An 18,341-nucleotide genomic window follows, 5' to 3' on the forward strand; every position below is an offset into this window, starting at 1 on the left:
GAGGTCATTTACATGGACGTCCACCAACTGGCTCTGCTTGCTCGTCAGCCTTCTGCTGTGCTGGTCGAGCGCCGGTCTTTCTGGGGAATGCCCAAGCGCGGCCTCGCGCTGATTCTCGCCAATGCGATGTTCTGGCAGCCGATGCTGGTTCAAGCCGAAGGCATCGTGGTCAGCGGCACGAATACCAGTCTGAACCAGGCCGGCAATGGCGTGCCTATCGTCAACATCGCCGCGCCTAATGCCAGCGGCCTGTCACACAACCAGTATCAGCAGTTCAACGTCGACAGCCAGGGCGTCATCCTCAACAACTCCACCAACCAGACCCAGAGCACCCAACTGGGCGGCATCATCGTCGGCAACTCCAACCTGCGCGGCACGGCGGCCAGCACCATCCTCAACGAAGTGGTCGGGGCCAACGCCAGTCAGCTCAGGGGCTATACGGAAGTGGCCGGGCAGGCGGCGCGTGTCATCGTCGCCAACCCCTATGGCATCAGTTGCAACGGCTGCGGTTTCATCAATACCCCGCAGGTCACGCTGACCACCGGCAAACCCGTGCTGGATGCCAACGGGCAATTGCAGCGTTTCAATGTGCAGGGCGGCAGCATTTCAATCGACGGCGTGGGGCTGAACGCGGACAACGTCGACCAGTTCGACATCATCACCCGTAGCGCGAAGATCAATGCCGAGCTACACGCCAAGCGCCTCAACATCATTGCCGGTCGTAATGATGTCGACGCACAGACTCTTAATCCTACAGCCTTGCCTGACGACGGCAGCGCCAAACCGGAACTGGCCGTCGACAGCTCGGCGCTGGGCGGCATGTATGCCGGCGCGATCCGTCTGGTGGGCACCGAGGCGGGTGTCGGCGTCAGGCTGGCCGGCGATCTGGCGGCCAGTGGCGGTGATATCCAGCTTGATGCCAACGGCCACTTGAGCATGATGCAGACTGCTGCCAGCGGTGCTGTGGCGGTCAAGGCCAGCAGTGCCGAGGTCAACGGGCCGGTCTATGCAGGGTCGTCACTGGGCATGACCACGGCAGGTGATCTCATCACCCGGCAGAACGTCGCCGCACGCGATGCACTGACACTTTCCGCAGGCGGTCAGATCAATAACACCGCGGTGATCGAGGCGGGCGTCAATGCCGACAACAGCCGCAATACATCGGGCGATGTGACGCTGTCTGCCAACGGGCTGAACAACAGCGGCAGCATCACCGCCAGCCGCGCCCTGCAAGCCAGCATCAGCCAGACCCTGAACAATCAGGGGGCCACACTGAACGGTCAGTCGAGCACACGCATCGTGGCCACTGCAATCGACAATCGTCAGTCAGGCCGAATTCTGAGCCAGGGCGGCACTGTCGATATCAATGCGTCTCAGGTGCTCAACAGCCAGAGCGGGCTGATCAGCAGCAATGGCACTATGACGATCACTGCGGGTTCGCTGGACAACAGCCAGCAAGGCAAGCTGTTCAGCGGCAGCGCTTTGTCCGCCCGTATTTCCGGGCCGTTGCTCAACCAGTTGGGGCTTATCAGCGCTAACGGCGATCTGCTGCTCAACGCGGCAAGCGTGGACAACCGCAGCGCGGAAATTTCCAGTCTCGGCAGCCTGACCTCGACCGTCAGCCAGTTCGACAACCGCGAAAAAGGCCGTCTGCTGGCCAGCGGCGCGCTGCAGCTGACCTCTGACCATCTGAATAACCAGAACGGCTCGGTCGCAGGACAGCAAGGCGTACAGCTGAATCTGGGGCAACTGACCAACACCGGCAACGGCAGTGTTTATGGCAAAAACAGTCTGAACCTGACCGTAAGCGGCGCGTTGAACAATGACCAAGGCACTCTGCGCAGTGATGGCACTCTGGCTGTGCGTGCAGCGTCTCTGAGCAATAACAGTGGCAGCGTGACCAGTGCCGGCACGGCAACGCTCAGCACAACGGGCGCAGTCGTCAACCGGGGTGGGCAGATTCTGAGCGATGCGGGTCTGACGCTTTCCAGCGGCAGCCTGGACAACAGCCAGAGCGGACGTATTGCCGGCAATGGCGTGGTGCTCACCACTGGCGCTTTCGACAACTATCAGGACGGCCGCCTCACCAGTACCGGCGCGCTTCAACTGAACGCCGGGCTGGTCAACAACAGCGACGCCGGTCGCATCGCCAGCGCCATGGCGCTGACTGCCGTGGTTACCGGCCTTAATCAGACCAACGACGGCCGGCTGTACAGCAACAGCGACGTCAGCCTGGACCTGAGCAATGGCCTGTTGACCAACCAGGGTGGCCAGATCACTGCGCCGGGGCAGTTGCTGCTGAAAAACCTCACGGTGGTCAATAATCAGAGCGGCAAGATTTCCAGCGCCAACAGCTTCACGCTGGCAGCCACTTCGCTGGACAACACCGACGGTTCGATACTCAGCGATAAAGCGCTCGTTGTGCGCATCAATCAGTTGCTGACCAACCTTCGCGGTCTGGTTTCTGCGACCGGTCTTGATCTGACAGCGGGCTCACTGAACAACCGCAATGGCGAAATATCCAGCCTTGGCAGTCTGACGGCCAACGTTGGTCAGTTCGATAACCGTGAAAAAGGCCGCCTGCTGGCCAGTGGCGCGCTGCTGTTGACTGCGGACGGCTTGAACAACCTGAACGGGATCCTTTCCGGTCAGCAGGGCGTGCAACTGAACCTGGGGCAATTGAACAATACCGCTGGGGGCAGCGTTTACGCTAAGGATGCGCTGAACCTGACGCTGGGCGGTGTGTTGCAAAACGATCAGGGCGTATTGCGCAGTGATGCCGCAATGGACCTCAAAGCAGCCGGTCTGGCCAACACCAACGGCAGTGTGAGCAGTGCCGGCACAGGTGCGCTCAATTTCAACGGTGCGGTGGTCAATCAGGGTGGACAGATAGTCAGCGATGCACAACTGACACTCACCAGTGGCAGCCTCGATAACAGCCGGAGCGGTCGTATTTCCGGTAAAGGTCTGGTGCTCGGTACTGGAGTCTTCGACAACCATCAGGACGGCCGCCTGACCAGTACCGGCGCACTCCAACTGAATGCCGGGCTGGTCGACAACAGTGGCGCCGGTCGTATTGCCAGCGCCATGGCTCTGACCGCCGTGGTTACGGGCCTCAATCAGACCAATGACGGGCGCTTGTACAGCAACAGCGACGTCAGCCTGGATATGAGCAATGGCCTGCTGAACAACCAGAGTGGGCAAATAACCGCTCCCGGTCAGCTGCTGCTGAGAAATCTGAACGTCGTCAATAACCAGAGCGGCAAGATCTCCAGCGCCAACGATTTCACGCTGGCAGCGACTTCGTTGGACAACACTGACGGCTCGCTGGTCAGCGACAAAGCGCTGATCGTGCGTATCGCTCAGCTGCTGACCAACCTGCGCGGGCAGATCTCCGCCAACGGCGTCACCCTGAGCGCCGCAGCGTTGGATAACCGCAACGCCGAACTGTCCAGCCTGGGCAGCCTGACGGCCACCATAGGCCAGTTCGATAATCGCGAAAAAGGTCGCCTGCTGGCCAATGGCGCGCTGCTGTTGACCGCGGGCGGCTTGAATAACCTGAACGGGATCGTTTCCGGGCAGCAGGGCGTGCAACTGAACCTGGGCCAACTGAACAATACCGGTGGGGGCAGCGTTTTTGCCAAAAGCAGTCTTGGTCTGACCGTCAGCGGGACACTGAACAATGATCAGGGTGTGCTGCGCAGCGACGGTTCATTGACCGGGAGTGCAGCCTCGCTGGCCAACAGCGCGGGCAGTATCAGCAGCGCCGGTGTCGCGTCGATCATTATCAATGACGGCGTAGTCAACCGGGGCGGGCAGATACTCAGCGACGCGCAACTGACACTCACCAGCGCCAGCCTCGATAACAGCCAGAGCGGGCGTATTGCCAGTAAAGGTCTGGTGCTCAGCACCGGAGCCTTCGACAACCATCAGGACGGTCGCCTGACCAGTACCGGTGCACTTCAGCTGAATGCCGGGCTGGTCAACAACAGCGACGCCGGGCGCATCGCCAGCGCCATGGCCCTGACTGCCGTGGTCACCGGCCTGAATCAGACCAACGACGGCCGGCTGTACGGCAACAGCGACGTCAGCCTGGACCTGAGCAATGGTCTGTTGAGCAACCAGAGCGGCCTGATCAATGCGCCTGGCCAGTTGCTGCTGAAAAACCTGAATGTCGTCAACAACCAGAGCGGTGAAATCTCCAGTGCCAACGGTTTTACACTGGCTGCCAATTCGCTGGATAACACGGACGGCTCGCTGCTCAGCGATAAAGCGCTTGTTGTGCGCATCAATCAGTTGCTGACCAACCTACGCGGCAAGATTTCCGCCAATGGCGTCAATCTGAGTGCTGCAACGCTGGACAACCGCAGCGCGGAAATTTCTAGCCTGAGCACCCTGACTGCCACCATCGGCCAGTTCGATAACAGTGCGAAAGGGCGTCTTCTGGCCAACGGCACAATGCTGCTGACCGCCGATAACCTGAATAACCAGAACGGCGTGGTCTCCGGACAGCAGGGCGTCCAGTTGACTCTGGGACAACTGACCAACTCCGGCGGCAGCGTTTATGCAAAAAACACGCTGGGTCTGACGCTGACCGGTGCAGTGAATAACAATCAGGGCGTACTGCGCAGTAACGGCACGCTGGACCTGGAAGCAGCTTCTCTGGCCAACACTGGCGGTCGGGTCACCAGTGCCGGTGTTGCAACGTTGCAAGTCGATGCTGCCGTCGTCAACCAGGGCGGGCAGATCATCAGCGATGCGGGGCTGACGCTTTCCAGCGCGAGCCTGGACAATAGCCAGAGCGGTCGCATTGCCGGCAATGGTGTGGTGCTCACCACTGGCGCTTTCGACAACCATCAGGACGGCCGCCTGACCAGTGCCGGGACGCTTGAGCTCAACGCCGGGCTTGTCAACAACAGTGACGCGGGTCGTATCGCCAGCGCCATGGCCCTGACTGCAGTGGTCACTGGCCTGAACCAGACCAACGATGGCCGTCTGTACAGCAACAGCGATGTCAGCCTGGACCTGAGCAACGGCGTGCTGACCAACCAAGGCGGTTTGATCAATGCGCCGGGGCAGTTGCTGCTGAAAAACCTCACGGCGGTCAACAACCAGAACGGCGAAATTTCCAGTGCCAACGGTTTCTCGCTAGTGGCCACTTCGCTGGATAACACCGATGGTTCGGTCATCAGCGACAAAGCCTTGATCGTGCGCATCGACCAACTGCTGACCAACCTTCGCGGTCTGATCTCCGCGACCGGTGTTCAACTGAGTGCTGCGACGCTGGACAACCGCAACGCGGAACTCTCCAGCCTTGGAGAGCTGACCGCAACCGTCGGCCAGTTCGATAACAGTGGCAAGGGCCGTTTACTGGCCAATGGTACGTTGCTGCTCAACGCCGACAGCCTGAACAACCAGGGCGCAGGTGCCGTCTCCGGACAGCAGAGTGTGCAGTTGAACGTCGGCCAGTTGACCAACACTGGCAGTGGCAGCGTCTACGCCAAAAACAGTCTGGGCCTGAAAGTCACGGGCGTCCTCAACAACGATCAGGGGGCATTGCGCAGCGATGGCACGCTGGCGTTGAGCGCCGCTTCTCTGGGCAATACTGCCGGCAGCATCACCAGCGCCGGCGCCTCGTCCCTGACGGTCGATGGCCCGGTCGTGAACCATGGCGGGCAGATTCTCGGCGATTCAACACTGGTGCTCACCAGTGGCAGTCTCGACAACAGCCAGAACGGTCGTATTGCCGGCAAAGGCGTAAAACTCGTCACAGGCGCCTTTGACAACCAGCAAGGCGGTCGCCTGACCAGTACCGGAACCCTTAAGCTCGATGCAGCACTGGTGAACAATAGTGACGCCGGTCGTATCGCCAGCGCCATGGCGCTGACTGCCGTCGTCACCGGCCTGAATCAGACCAACGATGGCCGTCTGTACAGCAACAGCGATGTCAGCCTCGATTTAAGCAAAGGCGTGCTGAACAACGACGGCGGTCTGATTACCGCTCCGGGCCAGTTGCTGCTGAAAAATCTCAATGCAGTCAGCAACCGCAGCGGTGAAATTTCCAGCGCCAACGGCTTCACCCTGGCTGCGACGTCGCTGGACAACACCGCTGGCTCGGTGCTCAGCGACAAAGCGCTCATTGTGCGTGTCGACCAGTTACTGACCAACCTGCGCGGTATGGTGTCTGGCAACGGTATCGATCTGACGGCCAATGAGCTGAATAACAACAGCGGCAGCCTGAGCAGCGATGCCGATCTGCTGGTAAACGTTGCTGGCCAGCTGTCGAGCCGCAGCGGCGAGCTGACCAGTGCTGGTAACACGACCCTGAATGCGCTGAGTCTCGATAACGCCGCTGGCCAGGTCATGGCTGACCGGTTCTTGAAACTGGTGATCACTGAAACCATCGACAATCAGGCCGGAACGCTGGGCGCAGGGCAGGCTATCAACATAGGTGCCGCGAGTCTGGACAACCGCCAGTCCGGTGCACTGGTCACAGATGGCCAACTGACTCTGAAGCTGACCGGAGCGCTGGACAACCGCGCGGGTGGCAGCCTGCAAGCCAAAGGCTTGATAGACCTTTCGAGCAAGACGCTGGATAACCGTGGCGGCCGTATTGCCGCGCAGAACCTGTTGATCGTGCATAGCGACAGCGTCGATAACCGTGGCGGTTCGATTCGTGCCGAAAAAGGCCTGCAGTTGTTCGTCGATGCCCTCGACAATAGCCAGACCGGCCTGAGCGCCACGCAAAAAGGCCTGATCAACAGCAATGCCGGTCTTGAACTGGTCGGCACGCGTCTGGACAACCAGAACGGTCTGCTCAACGCCGCTGGCCTGATGCAGTTGCAGGTCGACAGCGTTGCCAACGGCAGCGGTCGTATCGCCAGCCAGGCAGACATGGTCGCCAATATCGGCAGTCTGACCCAGCAGGGCGGCGAGCTTGTTGCGCAGGGCAATCTGACCCTGATCGGCAAAACCCTCGACAACCGGTCGGGCGGCCTGGTGGGCTCTACAAAAGCGCTGAAAATCGATGTTGCCGATATCGACAACAAGGCCGGTGAACTGTCCAGCCAGATCGGTGTGGACATCATTGGTCAGACGCTCGACAACAGCAACGGCGGCAAGATCTTGGCCGGTACGGCGCTGGGGCTGACCGTGGCGCGCGTGATCAACCTGAATAAAGGCCTGTTGTTCGGTAACACCCTGCGTCTCGACGGTACACGCCTGGATAACGCAGGCGGTACGCTGGCGAGCCAGAAGGACATGAACATCAGCCTGTCTGGCGCGCTGGACAACACTGGCGGCCTGCTCAGCAGTGAGTCGGCCATGACGGTCAGCGCTGCTTCCCTGCAAAACGCTTCGGGCAGCCTGTCCAGTGCCGATGCCTTGAGCGTCACCACCACCGGCGCTCTGGAGAACCAGGCGGGCTCCGTTACTACCGACGCCACGCTGACACTGACCAGCGCCAGCCTGAACAACAGTCAGGCGGGCAAACTGGCTGGCAAGGGCGCCACGCAGGTCACCACCGGCACGTTCGACAACAGCCAGGGCGGTCGCCTGACCAGCAGCGATACCCTGCGATTGACGGCAGGCAAGGTCATCAACCAGAGCGCCGGACGTATTGCCAGTGCGCTGGCGTTGACGGCCAGCGTGACCAGCCTCGACCAGCAGGGTGGTGAGCTGTTCAGCAACACCTCGCTGAACCTCGATCTGAACAACGGCCAGTTGAACAATCAGGGCGGTCTGATCAACGCCCCGGGCGTGTTGCTGCTGAAGAATCTCAACGGCGTGGCCAACCAGAACGGCGAAATTTCCAGTACACAGGCCTTCACCCTGAACGTCGACAGCCTCGATAACAGTGGCGGCAAACTGCTTAGCAGTCAGGCCCTGACGCTGATCGTCAACAAGGCGCTGAGCAACGTCAAAGGTACGATTTCCGCTGCCGCGCTGAACACTCGCAGCGACAGCCTGGACAACACCGAAGGCTTGATCAGCAGCCACGCAGCTATGGACTTGATGGTCAATACCGCCCTGACCAACGTCAAGGGCACTCTGGTCGGCGACGCTGACATGACGCTGAACGCCGCGACCGTGGACAACCGCCTCGGCCAGATCGCCAGCAAACAGAATCTCAACGCACGGATCGGCAGCCTTCTACAGCAGAACGGCCAGATGCTTGCCCAAGGCACATTGACCTTGCGTGGCGACGCGCTGGACAACCGTCAGAACGGTTTCATCGGCGCAACCCAAGCCCTCGATATCAATGTCACCAGCATCGATAACCGTGGCGGTGAACTGTCCAGTCAGGATGAGATGACCCTGACCGGCCAGCAACTGAACAACAGCGACAGCGGTCAGGTGCTGGCGCAGAAAGCCTTGAATCTGAACGTTGCGCAGATCACCAACCGAACGAACGGTCTGCTCTCAAGCCAAGGCGGCTTGACGCTGGTCGGTAGCACCCTGGACAACACCGGTGGTGCGCTCAGTGCCCTCAAAGCCTTGGGTATCGACCTGTCTGCAGCACTCGATAACACTCAAGGCCTGATCAGCAACGAAGATGTCCTGACGGTAAAGACCAGCAGTCTGACCAATACCGCAGGCAGCATTTCCAGCGCTGGAAAACTGACCCTCGACAGCACCGGGGCAATCAGCAACCAGGGCGGCAAGCTGTTGACCGACGGCGCACTGGACCTGAAAAGTGCCAGTCTTGATAACAGCCAGAAAGGCAACATCAGCGGCAAAGGCCTGCTGACCCTGAAGACCGGGGATTTCGACAACAGCCATAACGGTCGCGTCAGCAGTAGCAATCGCCTGGACCTGACGACCGCACGACTGACTAACAGCGATGGCGGCAGCATCGGCAGCAGCCAGGCACTGACCGCCAGTGTCAGCCGCCTGAGTCAGCAGGGCGGCAGTCTGTTCAGCAACACCTCCTTGAGCCTGGACCTGAACAACGGCCAGTTGGACAACCAGGGCGGTTTGATCAACGCGCCGGGCGCACTGCTGCTGAAAAACGTCAACGAGGTACTGAACCAGAACGGTGAAATCTCCAGCGCCCAGGCATTTACCCTCAACGCCCAGCAACTGGATAACAGCGGCGGCAAACTGCTCAGCAATCAACTGCTGACCCTGCGCATCGCCCGTGCGCTGACCAACGTCAAAGGCATGATCGCCGCTGCCGGTGTCGATGCCACCGCCAATACCCTCGATAACACGGGCGGTACGCTGACCAGTCGTAACAACCTGGACCTCACCGTCACCGGTGCGCTGACCAATCGCGACAAAGGCCTGATCAATGCTACTCAGGCGCTCAAGGTGGGCGCGGCCAGCCTCGATAACCAGAGCGGTCAGGTGTTGGGCGGCACCAGCCTGATCATCAACGCTACATCGATCAACAACACCGCGAAGGGCCTGATCAACAGCACCGGCACCCTGAACCTGACTGCCGGCAGTCTCGATTCCGGCAACGGCGGCGAAGTGTCGGCCACACGTGACATGACCCTGGTCCTCAACGCACTGTCGCTCAACGGCGGACGCGTGATGGGCGATGCCGCGCTGTCCATTGACATGCAAGGCAGCGACCTCAACAACCTCGGCGGTTTGATCACGGCAGACGGTTCGCTGACCCTTAACCGCATTCGCGACCTGAATAACCAGTCTGGGGAGGTCTACAGCGCACAGAGTTTCAGAGTCGACGGCCGCACCCTCGACAACAGCAGCGGCAAGCTGATCAGCAGCAACGTGCTGACGGTCAACGCGACCAACCTGCTCAACCAGAACGGTCTGATCTCTGGCTGGCAGGGTCTGAACGTCTCCGGTAACCGCCTCGACAACCGCAACAACGGTACCTTGTCCAGCCGCAGCGGTAACCTCGTTACAACCCTGACCGGTGAATTGCTCAATGGCAGCAACGGTGCGTTAGTCAGCCAGAACATACTGAACGTAACCGCTGACAGCCTCGACAACAGCGGCGGCATCCTCTCCAGCGGAACCGGTCAGACGCTGACCGTGGCGGGCCTGCTGAACAACAGCCAGAACGGCCTGATCGACAGTGGTGCCGGGCTGACCATCAAAGCCAATGCCCTGAACAACGCGGTCGGTAATCTGACGGCCCAGCAGAGTTTCAGCTTCGAAGGCAGCAGCCTCGACAACAGCGCCGGTAATCTGAGCAGCAAGGGCGAGACGACACTCGACCTGCTGGGCAGCCTGACCAACACCAGCGGCAAGCTGGCCAGCGGCGGTAACCTGCTGTTGCGGCGCAGCACCGCGATCAACAACCAGGCCGGGCAACTGATCAGCCAGAGCCTGATGACGCTCAATACGTCCGGGCAACTGGACAACCGTAACCGCGGCACTGTTGCTGCCAACAACACACTGACAGTCGTCGCGGGTGGCAGTGTCCTCAACGATGCCGATGGCCTGATCTATAGCCAGAGCGCCGATGCACATTTGAATTCAGCGAGCCTGTCCAACGTGCGCGGCGCGATACAAAGCGTCGGCGCACTACGCGTCGATGTCGCGGGTACCGTCGACAACCAGAATGGTCGGATCATCGCGCAGAACGGCGACCTGAACCTGACCGGTGCCAACCTCTACAGTCAGGGCGGAGTGCTGTCCAGCCTGCAAGGTCTGTTCACCGCGAAACTGGCCGGTGTGCTGAAAAATGGCTATGACGCCAACCGCCAGGGCGGTGTTATCCAGGCGCAGCGCCTCAACCTGACCGCGTTGGGCGGCTTCGACAACTACGGCGGGCGAGTCTCCGCGCGCGGCGGCGAAGCGCTGATCACTACCCCCGGCTTCGACAACCGCAACGGCGGGCTGTACGCCAAAGGCCTGGTGCGGGTCAACGGTGGCAACTTCGACAACAGTGGCGACAACGACGGCCAGATCGCTGGCGGCCAGGTCGAACTGAACCTGAGCGGCGCGCTGAACAACCGCTTCGGCATCATCGAAAGCGACAGCACCCTGGCCGTGACCGCTGCCAGTCTGGACAACCAGACCGGGCAACTGCGCGCGCTGGGCGGTGGCGGCGCCACAAACTTCCAGATCGGCAACCTGTTCGACAACCGCAACGGCACCTTGGAAAGCGCCAACAGCGACCTGATCCTCAATGCTGGCAGCTTTCTCAATGGCGGCGGGTCGTTGTTGCATACGGGTAATGGCACGTTTGATATTTCTACGGCCAACCTGACCAGTGCTGGCGGCAGCATTGTTACCCGCGGTGGTTTGACACTGAGTGCTGATAGCTGGACCAACAGTAACGTCATCCAGGCCGGGCGCCTCACCGTCAACGTCAATAACTTCAGCCAGACCGCCAGCGGCCAGTTGCTGGCATCCACCAGCCTTGTGGGTAATGGTGGCAATTGGAATAACGATGGATTGATCGCCAGTGACGGCTCGCTAAGCCTCAACCTCGGCGGTACATACGGCGGCAATGGCCGTCTCAGCAGCCTAGGAACGCTCGGACTGAGTGCGGCACAAGTGAACCTGAGCGCCGCTTCGACCATATCCGGCGGCGGTGAAACCTCGGTGACCATGGGGGGGCAACTGAACAATGCCGGTCGCCTGACCTCGGCGACTAATCTGACCATCAACGCGGGGAGCATCAACAACCAAGGCACGCTGGGCAGCGGTCAGGCGTTGACTGTGACCACCGGCTCGCTGGTCAATGACCGTGGGCTGATCTTCAGTGGCAACAACATGAGCCTGCGTGTCAGTTCGCTGAACAACAGCTACGCCAACATCTACAGCCTGGGCAATCTCACGATTGACCGTAACGGGCAAGGCGCGCTTGCCGACAGCATCGTCAACAGTTCTGCGTCGATACAAAGCGACGGCAGCATGAGCCTCGCGGCGAGCACAATACAAAACGTCCGCGCCCTGTTGAAGACCAGCAATGGCGGTATCTATACCGCCAGGATTGATGAGGGGGCGTGCAATCGCGAGTTTTATAACAACGACTGCGGCGGTGGCAAAGCAACTCATACCTGGGAAATAACCCAGCGTGAAAAGCTTGAAGTGACCGCAGCCAGTGCTGCGTCCGGCATTACCGCTGGCGGTAATCTGAACATCAACGGCGGTGATCTGTTCAACCAAAGCAGCACCATCGTCACCAGCGGTAACCTCAACGCTACGCTGAACAACCTGAACAACACCGGCATAGAGGCCAGCGACACCGAAACAGTGCGCGTGTACCGCAGCGCCCGTACTAGCAACGCCGGGGCCTGGACCAACGCCGCAAGCGACTTCACTGAAAAGTACTGGTTTACCAGCAGCGGTTATAACGCCAACAACCTCAGCGGCCTGGAACCGGCAATGGCGGACTTCATCGCCATCACCGAGACAGAGATGCCTGAGTTCCGCAAGGTCACTCAGCTGTCAACCGGCGACCAGAGCTATGCCGCCATTATCCAGGCCGGCGGCGCGGTAAACGTCAACGCGAGCAAGAACATCGGCAACAACGTCGTACGCGCTGGTTACAGCTACGTGAGCGGCGGTTCTCGCACTGACACCAATGCGCCGGGCAGTCAATTCTCCACACGCATTACTGTCAATCAGCAACTGCCGCCAGACCTGGCCCAACAACAAGTCAATCCTTTGAGCCTGCCAGGCTTCAGCCTGCCGACCGGGCAGAACGGCCTGTTCCGCCTGAGTGGCCAGACCGGCACCGCAGCCACTGTCGCTCAACCTGTAGGCCTGCCGCAAAGCTGGACCATGGGCAGCGCAGCGGTGTCCGTCGCGCAACGAGAGCACACCGTTTCAGACGCACAGGCAAGCACCATCCAGATTGGCTCGGTGGGCCAGATATCCAACGCCACCCGCCAGCTTGCTTCCGTCACACGGCAAAGCGCAGGCGTAAGCGCCAATGCAACTGCTTTTGATACCAGCGCTCCAGGTGCCGCACCTATTGGTGGGCTAGTGCTGCCAAGCCATACCTCTGATTCCGCAGGTGTCACCAGCGTCGGCAGCGTGACCGGCATTGCGACGGGCAATCAGGGCAGCGGCGTATTGTTGCCTGTCCAGAATGCAGGATCGACGGCAGGTGTTGCGGCTATCACCGCCATTTCTTCCGGTAACTCGGCCGCGGAAAACGCTGGAATGGTGCAGGGCACTCAGGTCAACAAGGCCGGTCAGATTGTAAATGGTACGCAAGGTAGCTTGGTCAGCGTTGTCAATCAGGCTACGACCGGTGCCCAGTCAGGCGCGACTGCTGCAGTCACCCAGGTGGTTGTAAGTGCTCAAGGCGGAACGGTCATTGCACCGGTTCGCAGCGCTGTGGCTGCTCCGGTCAGTCCTGTCACTGCTGCTGTTCTAAACCCTGTCACGACCACGCCTGCTTCAACCGCTATCACTCAGCCCGCCACAGTGGCGCAGGCCAGCGCTATTACGCCGCTCGTTTCGGCGGCAGCGCAAACGGTGACCCGAGTGGAAGGCCTGCCCAGCAGCAACTTCGTTTCCAAACCGCAAAAATACCTGATCGAAACCAACCCGGTCCTTACTGACCTCAAGCAGTTCATGAGTTCGGATTACCTGCTCGCAGGCCTGGGCTACGACCCCGAAGTCAGTGCCAAGCGCCTGGGCGATGGCTTGTATGAGCAACGCCTCGTCCAGCAAGCAGTCGTGGCCCGCACCGGTCAGGCGTTCATCGATGGACAAACCTCCAACGAGGCCCAGTTCAAGTACCTGATGAACAACGCAATCGCCAGCAAGCAGCAGCTGAACCTGGCGGTCGGCGTATCGCTGAACTCACAACAAGTCGCAGCGCTGACCCATGACATCGTCTGGCTCGAAGAGCATGAAGTGAATGGCGAAAAAGTGCTGGTGCCGGTGCTGTATATGGCTCAGGCCGACAATCGCCTTGGCCCGACCGGGGCATTGATCGCCGGTAACGACGTCTCGCTGATCGCGGGGCAAAACCTCGACAACGTCGGCACCTTGCGAGCGGCCAATAACCTGTCGGCTGCTGCTGGAAATGATCTGGTCAACAGCGGCCTGATAGAAGCTGGCAACCGTCTGGACCTGCTGGCAGGTAACGACCTGATCAACAAGTCCGGGGGCATTATCGCCGGACGTGATGTGACATTGACCGCCCTGAGCGGCGATGTCATCAACGAACGCACGGTGACCAGCCATCAGAGCGCGTCAGGCGACGCGACCTGGCGTCAGGACTTCGCTGACAGCGCGGCACGTATCGAAGCGGCTAACGACATGTCCCTGCAAGCGGGTCGTGACGTGAAAAACACCGGCAGCGTGTTGCAGGCTGGTCGTGATTTGAGCATCTCTGCGGGCCGCGACGTCGCTATCGACTCGGCCCAGACCGAGAACGGCCAGACACGCGGTGCGAACTCCAGCAACTCCAGCATCACGCAACTGGGCTCCACGGTCAGCGCCGGACGCGACCTGACGGCCCAGGCCGGACGCGACATCAACGTCATCGCCAGCAGCATCGACGCCAAGCGCGACATCGCGATGGCCGCGACGGAAAACCTGACCCTGTCCTCGGCGGCTGATGAACAGCATTCCTACGGTAAGAGCAAGAAGGTGACCGAGCAGGAAGATCATGTCAGCCAGGTGTCGAGCAATGTGACGGCGGGTGGTAGCGTCGCGCTGAGTGCAGGCGCTGACTTGAGCATGATCGCTAGTAGAATTAATGCCAAAGACGAGGCGTATCTGTACGCGGGTAATGACGTCAACGTGCTTGCCGCACAGGATACCGATTATTCGTATTACTCGAAAACCAAGAAAGGGTCTTGGGGCAAGAAGAGTACGAATATGACTGAGAGCGACAGTGATGTTGCTATCGGGTCTCTCATTCAGTCAGGTCAAAAAGCCACGATTGTTGCGGTCAATGATGTCAATTTTGAAGGGTCAAAAGCCAACAGTGACAATGGTGTGCTCGCAGTTCAGGCTGGGCATGACGTTAATCTGACTGCGGCGCAGAACAGCCAATACAGCGCCACCGCCACTTCTAAGTCTGGCGGGTTCGGTTTATCCACCACTAGCAAGATGAATAGTGACGCTTCGACCCAGAGTTCATTATCTGCATCGACGCTGAGCGGCAACACGACACTCGTTCGGGCTGGGAATGATCTGGTGGTTTCGGCCAGTAATGTCATTTCCACTGAGCAAACGACGTTACAAGCCGGCAACAATGTTGTCATCGACAGTGGCACTGAAAGCTTCAATGCCCAGCACAGCCAGTCGACTAAAAAATCCGGCCTGATGAGCACTGGTGGCATCGGTGTCACTTTAGGAACAGCGAAAAACGCGTTTACCCAAGACTCAGAAAATCAGACTCAGAAAGGCAGCACTGTAGGCAGTGTTCTGGGCGACGTGAATATCACAGCCGGTAAAGATCTGATGGTCAAGGCTTCTGATGTTGTCGCTGGGAATGACGTCAATCTGATTGGCCAAAATGTCAGCATTGTTCAGGCGCAAAACAGGAGCACAAGCACACAGAACCAGGAAAGCAAGAAAAGCGGCCTTACCCTTGCCCTCTCGGGTGCTGTAGGAGAAGCAGTAAATACTACGGTGCAAAACGCGCAAGCAGCTAAAGGTGAGGACGATTCCCGTCTTGCGGCATTGCAAGGTGTAAAGGCTGGACTGAGTGGCTATCAGGCCTACCAGGCTGCCCAAGCGATCGACTCCGGTGCTGCGAGTGGTAGTTTCTTTGGCATTGCGCTTTCGTTAGGCACCCAAAGCGCCAGCTCCAAGCAAGTGCAGGAACAGAATGTAAGCCAAGGTAGCTCAATCACTGCCGGAAATAACCTGAATATTGTCGCTACAGGCAGTGGCGCAGGTGCTGGTTTGGACGGTGATATCAACGTCGCGGGCAGCAAGCTTCAAGCTGGCCAGGACATGCTGCTTTCGGCCAGTCGTGACATCAATCTGCTAGCTGCAGCTAATACACAAAAAGTCGACGGCTCCAACAAGAGCGGAGGCGGCGCGATTGGTATTAGCCTTGGCGTCGGCAGCGGCGGTGGTGGTCTTACCTTCTTCGCTAATGCCAATAGCGGGACAGGCAACGAAAAAGGAAACGGTACCACCTGGACTGAAACCAACCTCGACGCTGGTAATAAGCTCTCATTGGTCAGCGGTCGTGATACGACTCTTGTTGGGGCCCAAGCCAGTGCTCAGCAAGTCGTAGCCAATGTCGGTCGGGATTTGTCTTTGATCAGTCTGCAGGACACCGACAAATACGACTCTCATCAGCTCGATGTCAGCGGCGGTGCGAGTTTCAGCTTAGGCACCATGACGGGTAGTGCATCGCTCAGTGTCAGTCAGGACAAGATCAAATCCAACTTTGAAAGCGTGCAAGAGCAAACAGGTCTCTTTGCTGGTAAGGGCGGCTATCAGGTAACAGTGGGCGACCACACCCAACTGAACGGCGCTGTGATTGCCAGCACCGCAGCCGCTGACAGAAATATGCTCAGCACTGGGACTTTAGGTTGGGCAGGCCTGAAAAATCAGGCGGAATTTACTGCCCAGCATCAAAGCGCAAGTGGGAGTACAAGCGGTAAAGACGGCTCCAAGTTCATGGGGAATATGGGTAGCCTCACGCTTGTCGGCGCCAACCACAGTGGCAGCGATAGCAGCACAACAAACTCAGCAGTCTCTGATGGGCGTCTGACCATTCGTAATGTCTCAGGACAGCAGCAAGACATTTCTACACTTAGCCGCGACGTAGATCATGCCAGCAACGCGCTCAGTCCAATTTTCGATAAGGAAAAAGAGCAAAACCGACTACGTCAGGTTCAGTTGATCGGAGACATTGGCAGCCAAGCGATGGACATCGTCCGAACGCAAGGTGCGATTGATGCAGCAAATGCACAAAAAGATCCGGTAGCGATTGCCGCGGCGCGTGAAAAGCTGGTCGCTGAAGGGAACACGGATCCATCTGCCAAACAAATCGCGGAGCAAATTAGCGTCACCGTGATGCAGAAATACGGCACGGGTAGCGATTACCAGCGTGCTGCCCAAGCCGTAACTGCGGCGTTGCAGGGGCTGGCGGGTGGGAATATTGCGCAAGCGTTGACCGGAGCTGCCGCGCCGTATCTCGCAGAGCAAATCAAGCAAATGACCTTAGGCAACAAGGACGCCAACCTGATGGCACATGCTGTCTTGGGCGCGGTGGTTGCTCAGGCGCAGGGTAACTCCGCGTTAGCGGGTGCTGCGGGTGCGAGTGTTGGGGAATATATTGCCAATCAGCTATATCCGGGCAAGAAAACGTCGGAGTTGAGCGAAGAGCAGCGTCAGACAATCTCGGCGCTGTCGGCGCTGGCAGGTGGTTTGGCAGGCGGACTGGTGGGCGGTGATGCCTCTAATGCTATTGCCGGAGCATCCGTAGCTAAAAACGCAGTTGAGAACAACTATCTACACGTACCTGAAGCAGAACGGAAAAAGGTGCTGGAGCGTAAGCTCACGAGCGGCACCATCACCGCCCAGGAGGTCAGCGAGTTAGTTTCCCTGAATAAAGTCGATAAAGAACGAAATGCGGAAATTAAAGCAGTCTGCACGGCTGGTAATCTGGGCGGATCAGCATGCGGTCAGTTGGTAACTGTTGCAAAAAACGCGGCTGAGCAATACGGAAAAAGCGTCAGCTATACGCTGATTTACAAGGATCTCTATCCGCAAGACTCGCAGAATTTAGATGCTATTTTGCAGGGACTTGATTCTGATAGTATCACTAGGGATACGGCAATCACGGCGATTACGCAGGCGTCAGGTTTAAGTCGCCAAGAAGTCGAAAACCGATACAATTTCGCCATGACGGCTCAAGCATTGACAGCGGTGCTTGCAGGGGCGTACCTTCCCAGAGGCACGTCTGTAACAAGCAAAGAGACAGTCGCTAAAGACCCTGTTTCACTAGCGGGACAAGCTGATAATGAAGCGGGGATTTTAGTTGATAGGAACGTAATCGTCGGGGGTACAAAAGGTGTATCTCCAGTTGTAACCGCAGAGGGAAAGATTGGCGGAAAAACATTCACCGATTTTAATCAGACTGCACGTCCAGCTTCAGAAGCTAATGCGAGTCAACCAACCTTGATATCTGATCGGGTAACCGCTAAGGCTGACGCATCTGGGAAAGTCCTGCCAAATGGAAACATGGCCGACGCTCACGCAGAAATAGGTGTGATTCAGCAGGCATATACTGCTGGTAAAACTATGGGGGCAAGCATGGAGCTTACCGTCTCTGGTAAAGCAGTGTGTGGGTACTGTCGAGGAGATATTGCGGCAATGGCGGAGAAATCTGGACTTACTTCTCTTGAGGTCAAAGAGGTTGCAACTGGTAAAACTCTATATTGGCAGCCTGGAATGCGGGCTCTGAGAGAGAGGAATTAGTA

At 58.7% G+C, this 18,341-nt stretch carries 1 protein-coding gene; it reads left to right on the plus strand.

Features of this window, described 5'->3' with window-relative positions; translation table 11 throughout:
- The first annotated feature begins 12 nt into the window (after positions 1–12).
- Positions 13–18,339, plus strand: coding sequence for a hemagglutinin repeat-containing protein (locus JOE34_RS16585; RefSeq protein ID WP_209996131.1), 18,327 nt, complete (start codon positions 13–15; stop codon positions 18,337–18,339).
- Positions 18,340–18,341 lie beyond the last annotated feature (2 nt).

Origin of the sequence: Pseudomonas sp. PvP028 (genome assembly GCF_017832255.1) — a bacterium.
Lineage (GTDB): Bacteria > Pseudomonadota > Gammaproteobacteria > Pseudomonadales > Pseudomonadaceae > Aquipseudomonas > Aquipseudomonas syringae.

Bases quoted from the DNA above. Each gene is read 5' to 3' on its own strand.
- JOE34_RS16585 (WP_209996131.1), top strand. From the start codon at position 13: ATGGACGTCCACCAACTGGCTCTGCTTGCTCGTCAGCCTTCTGCTGTG.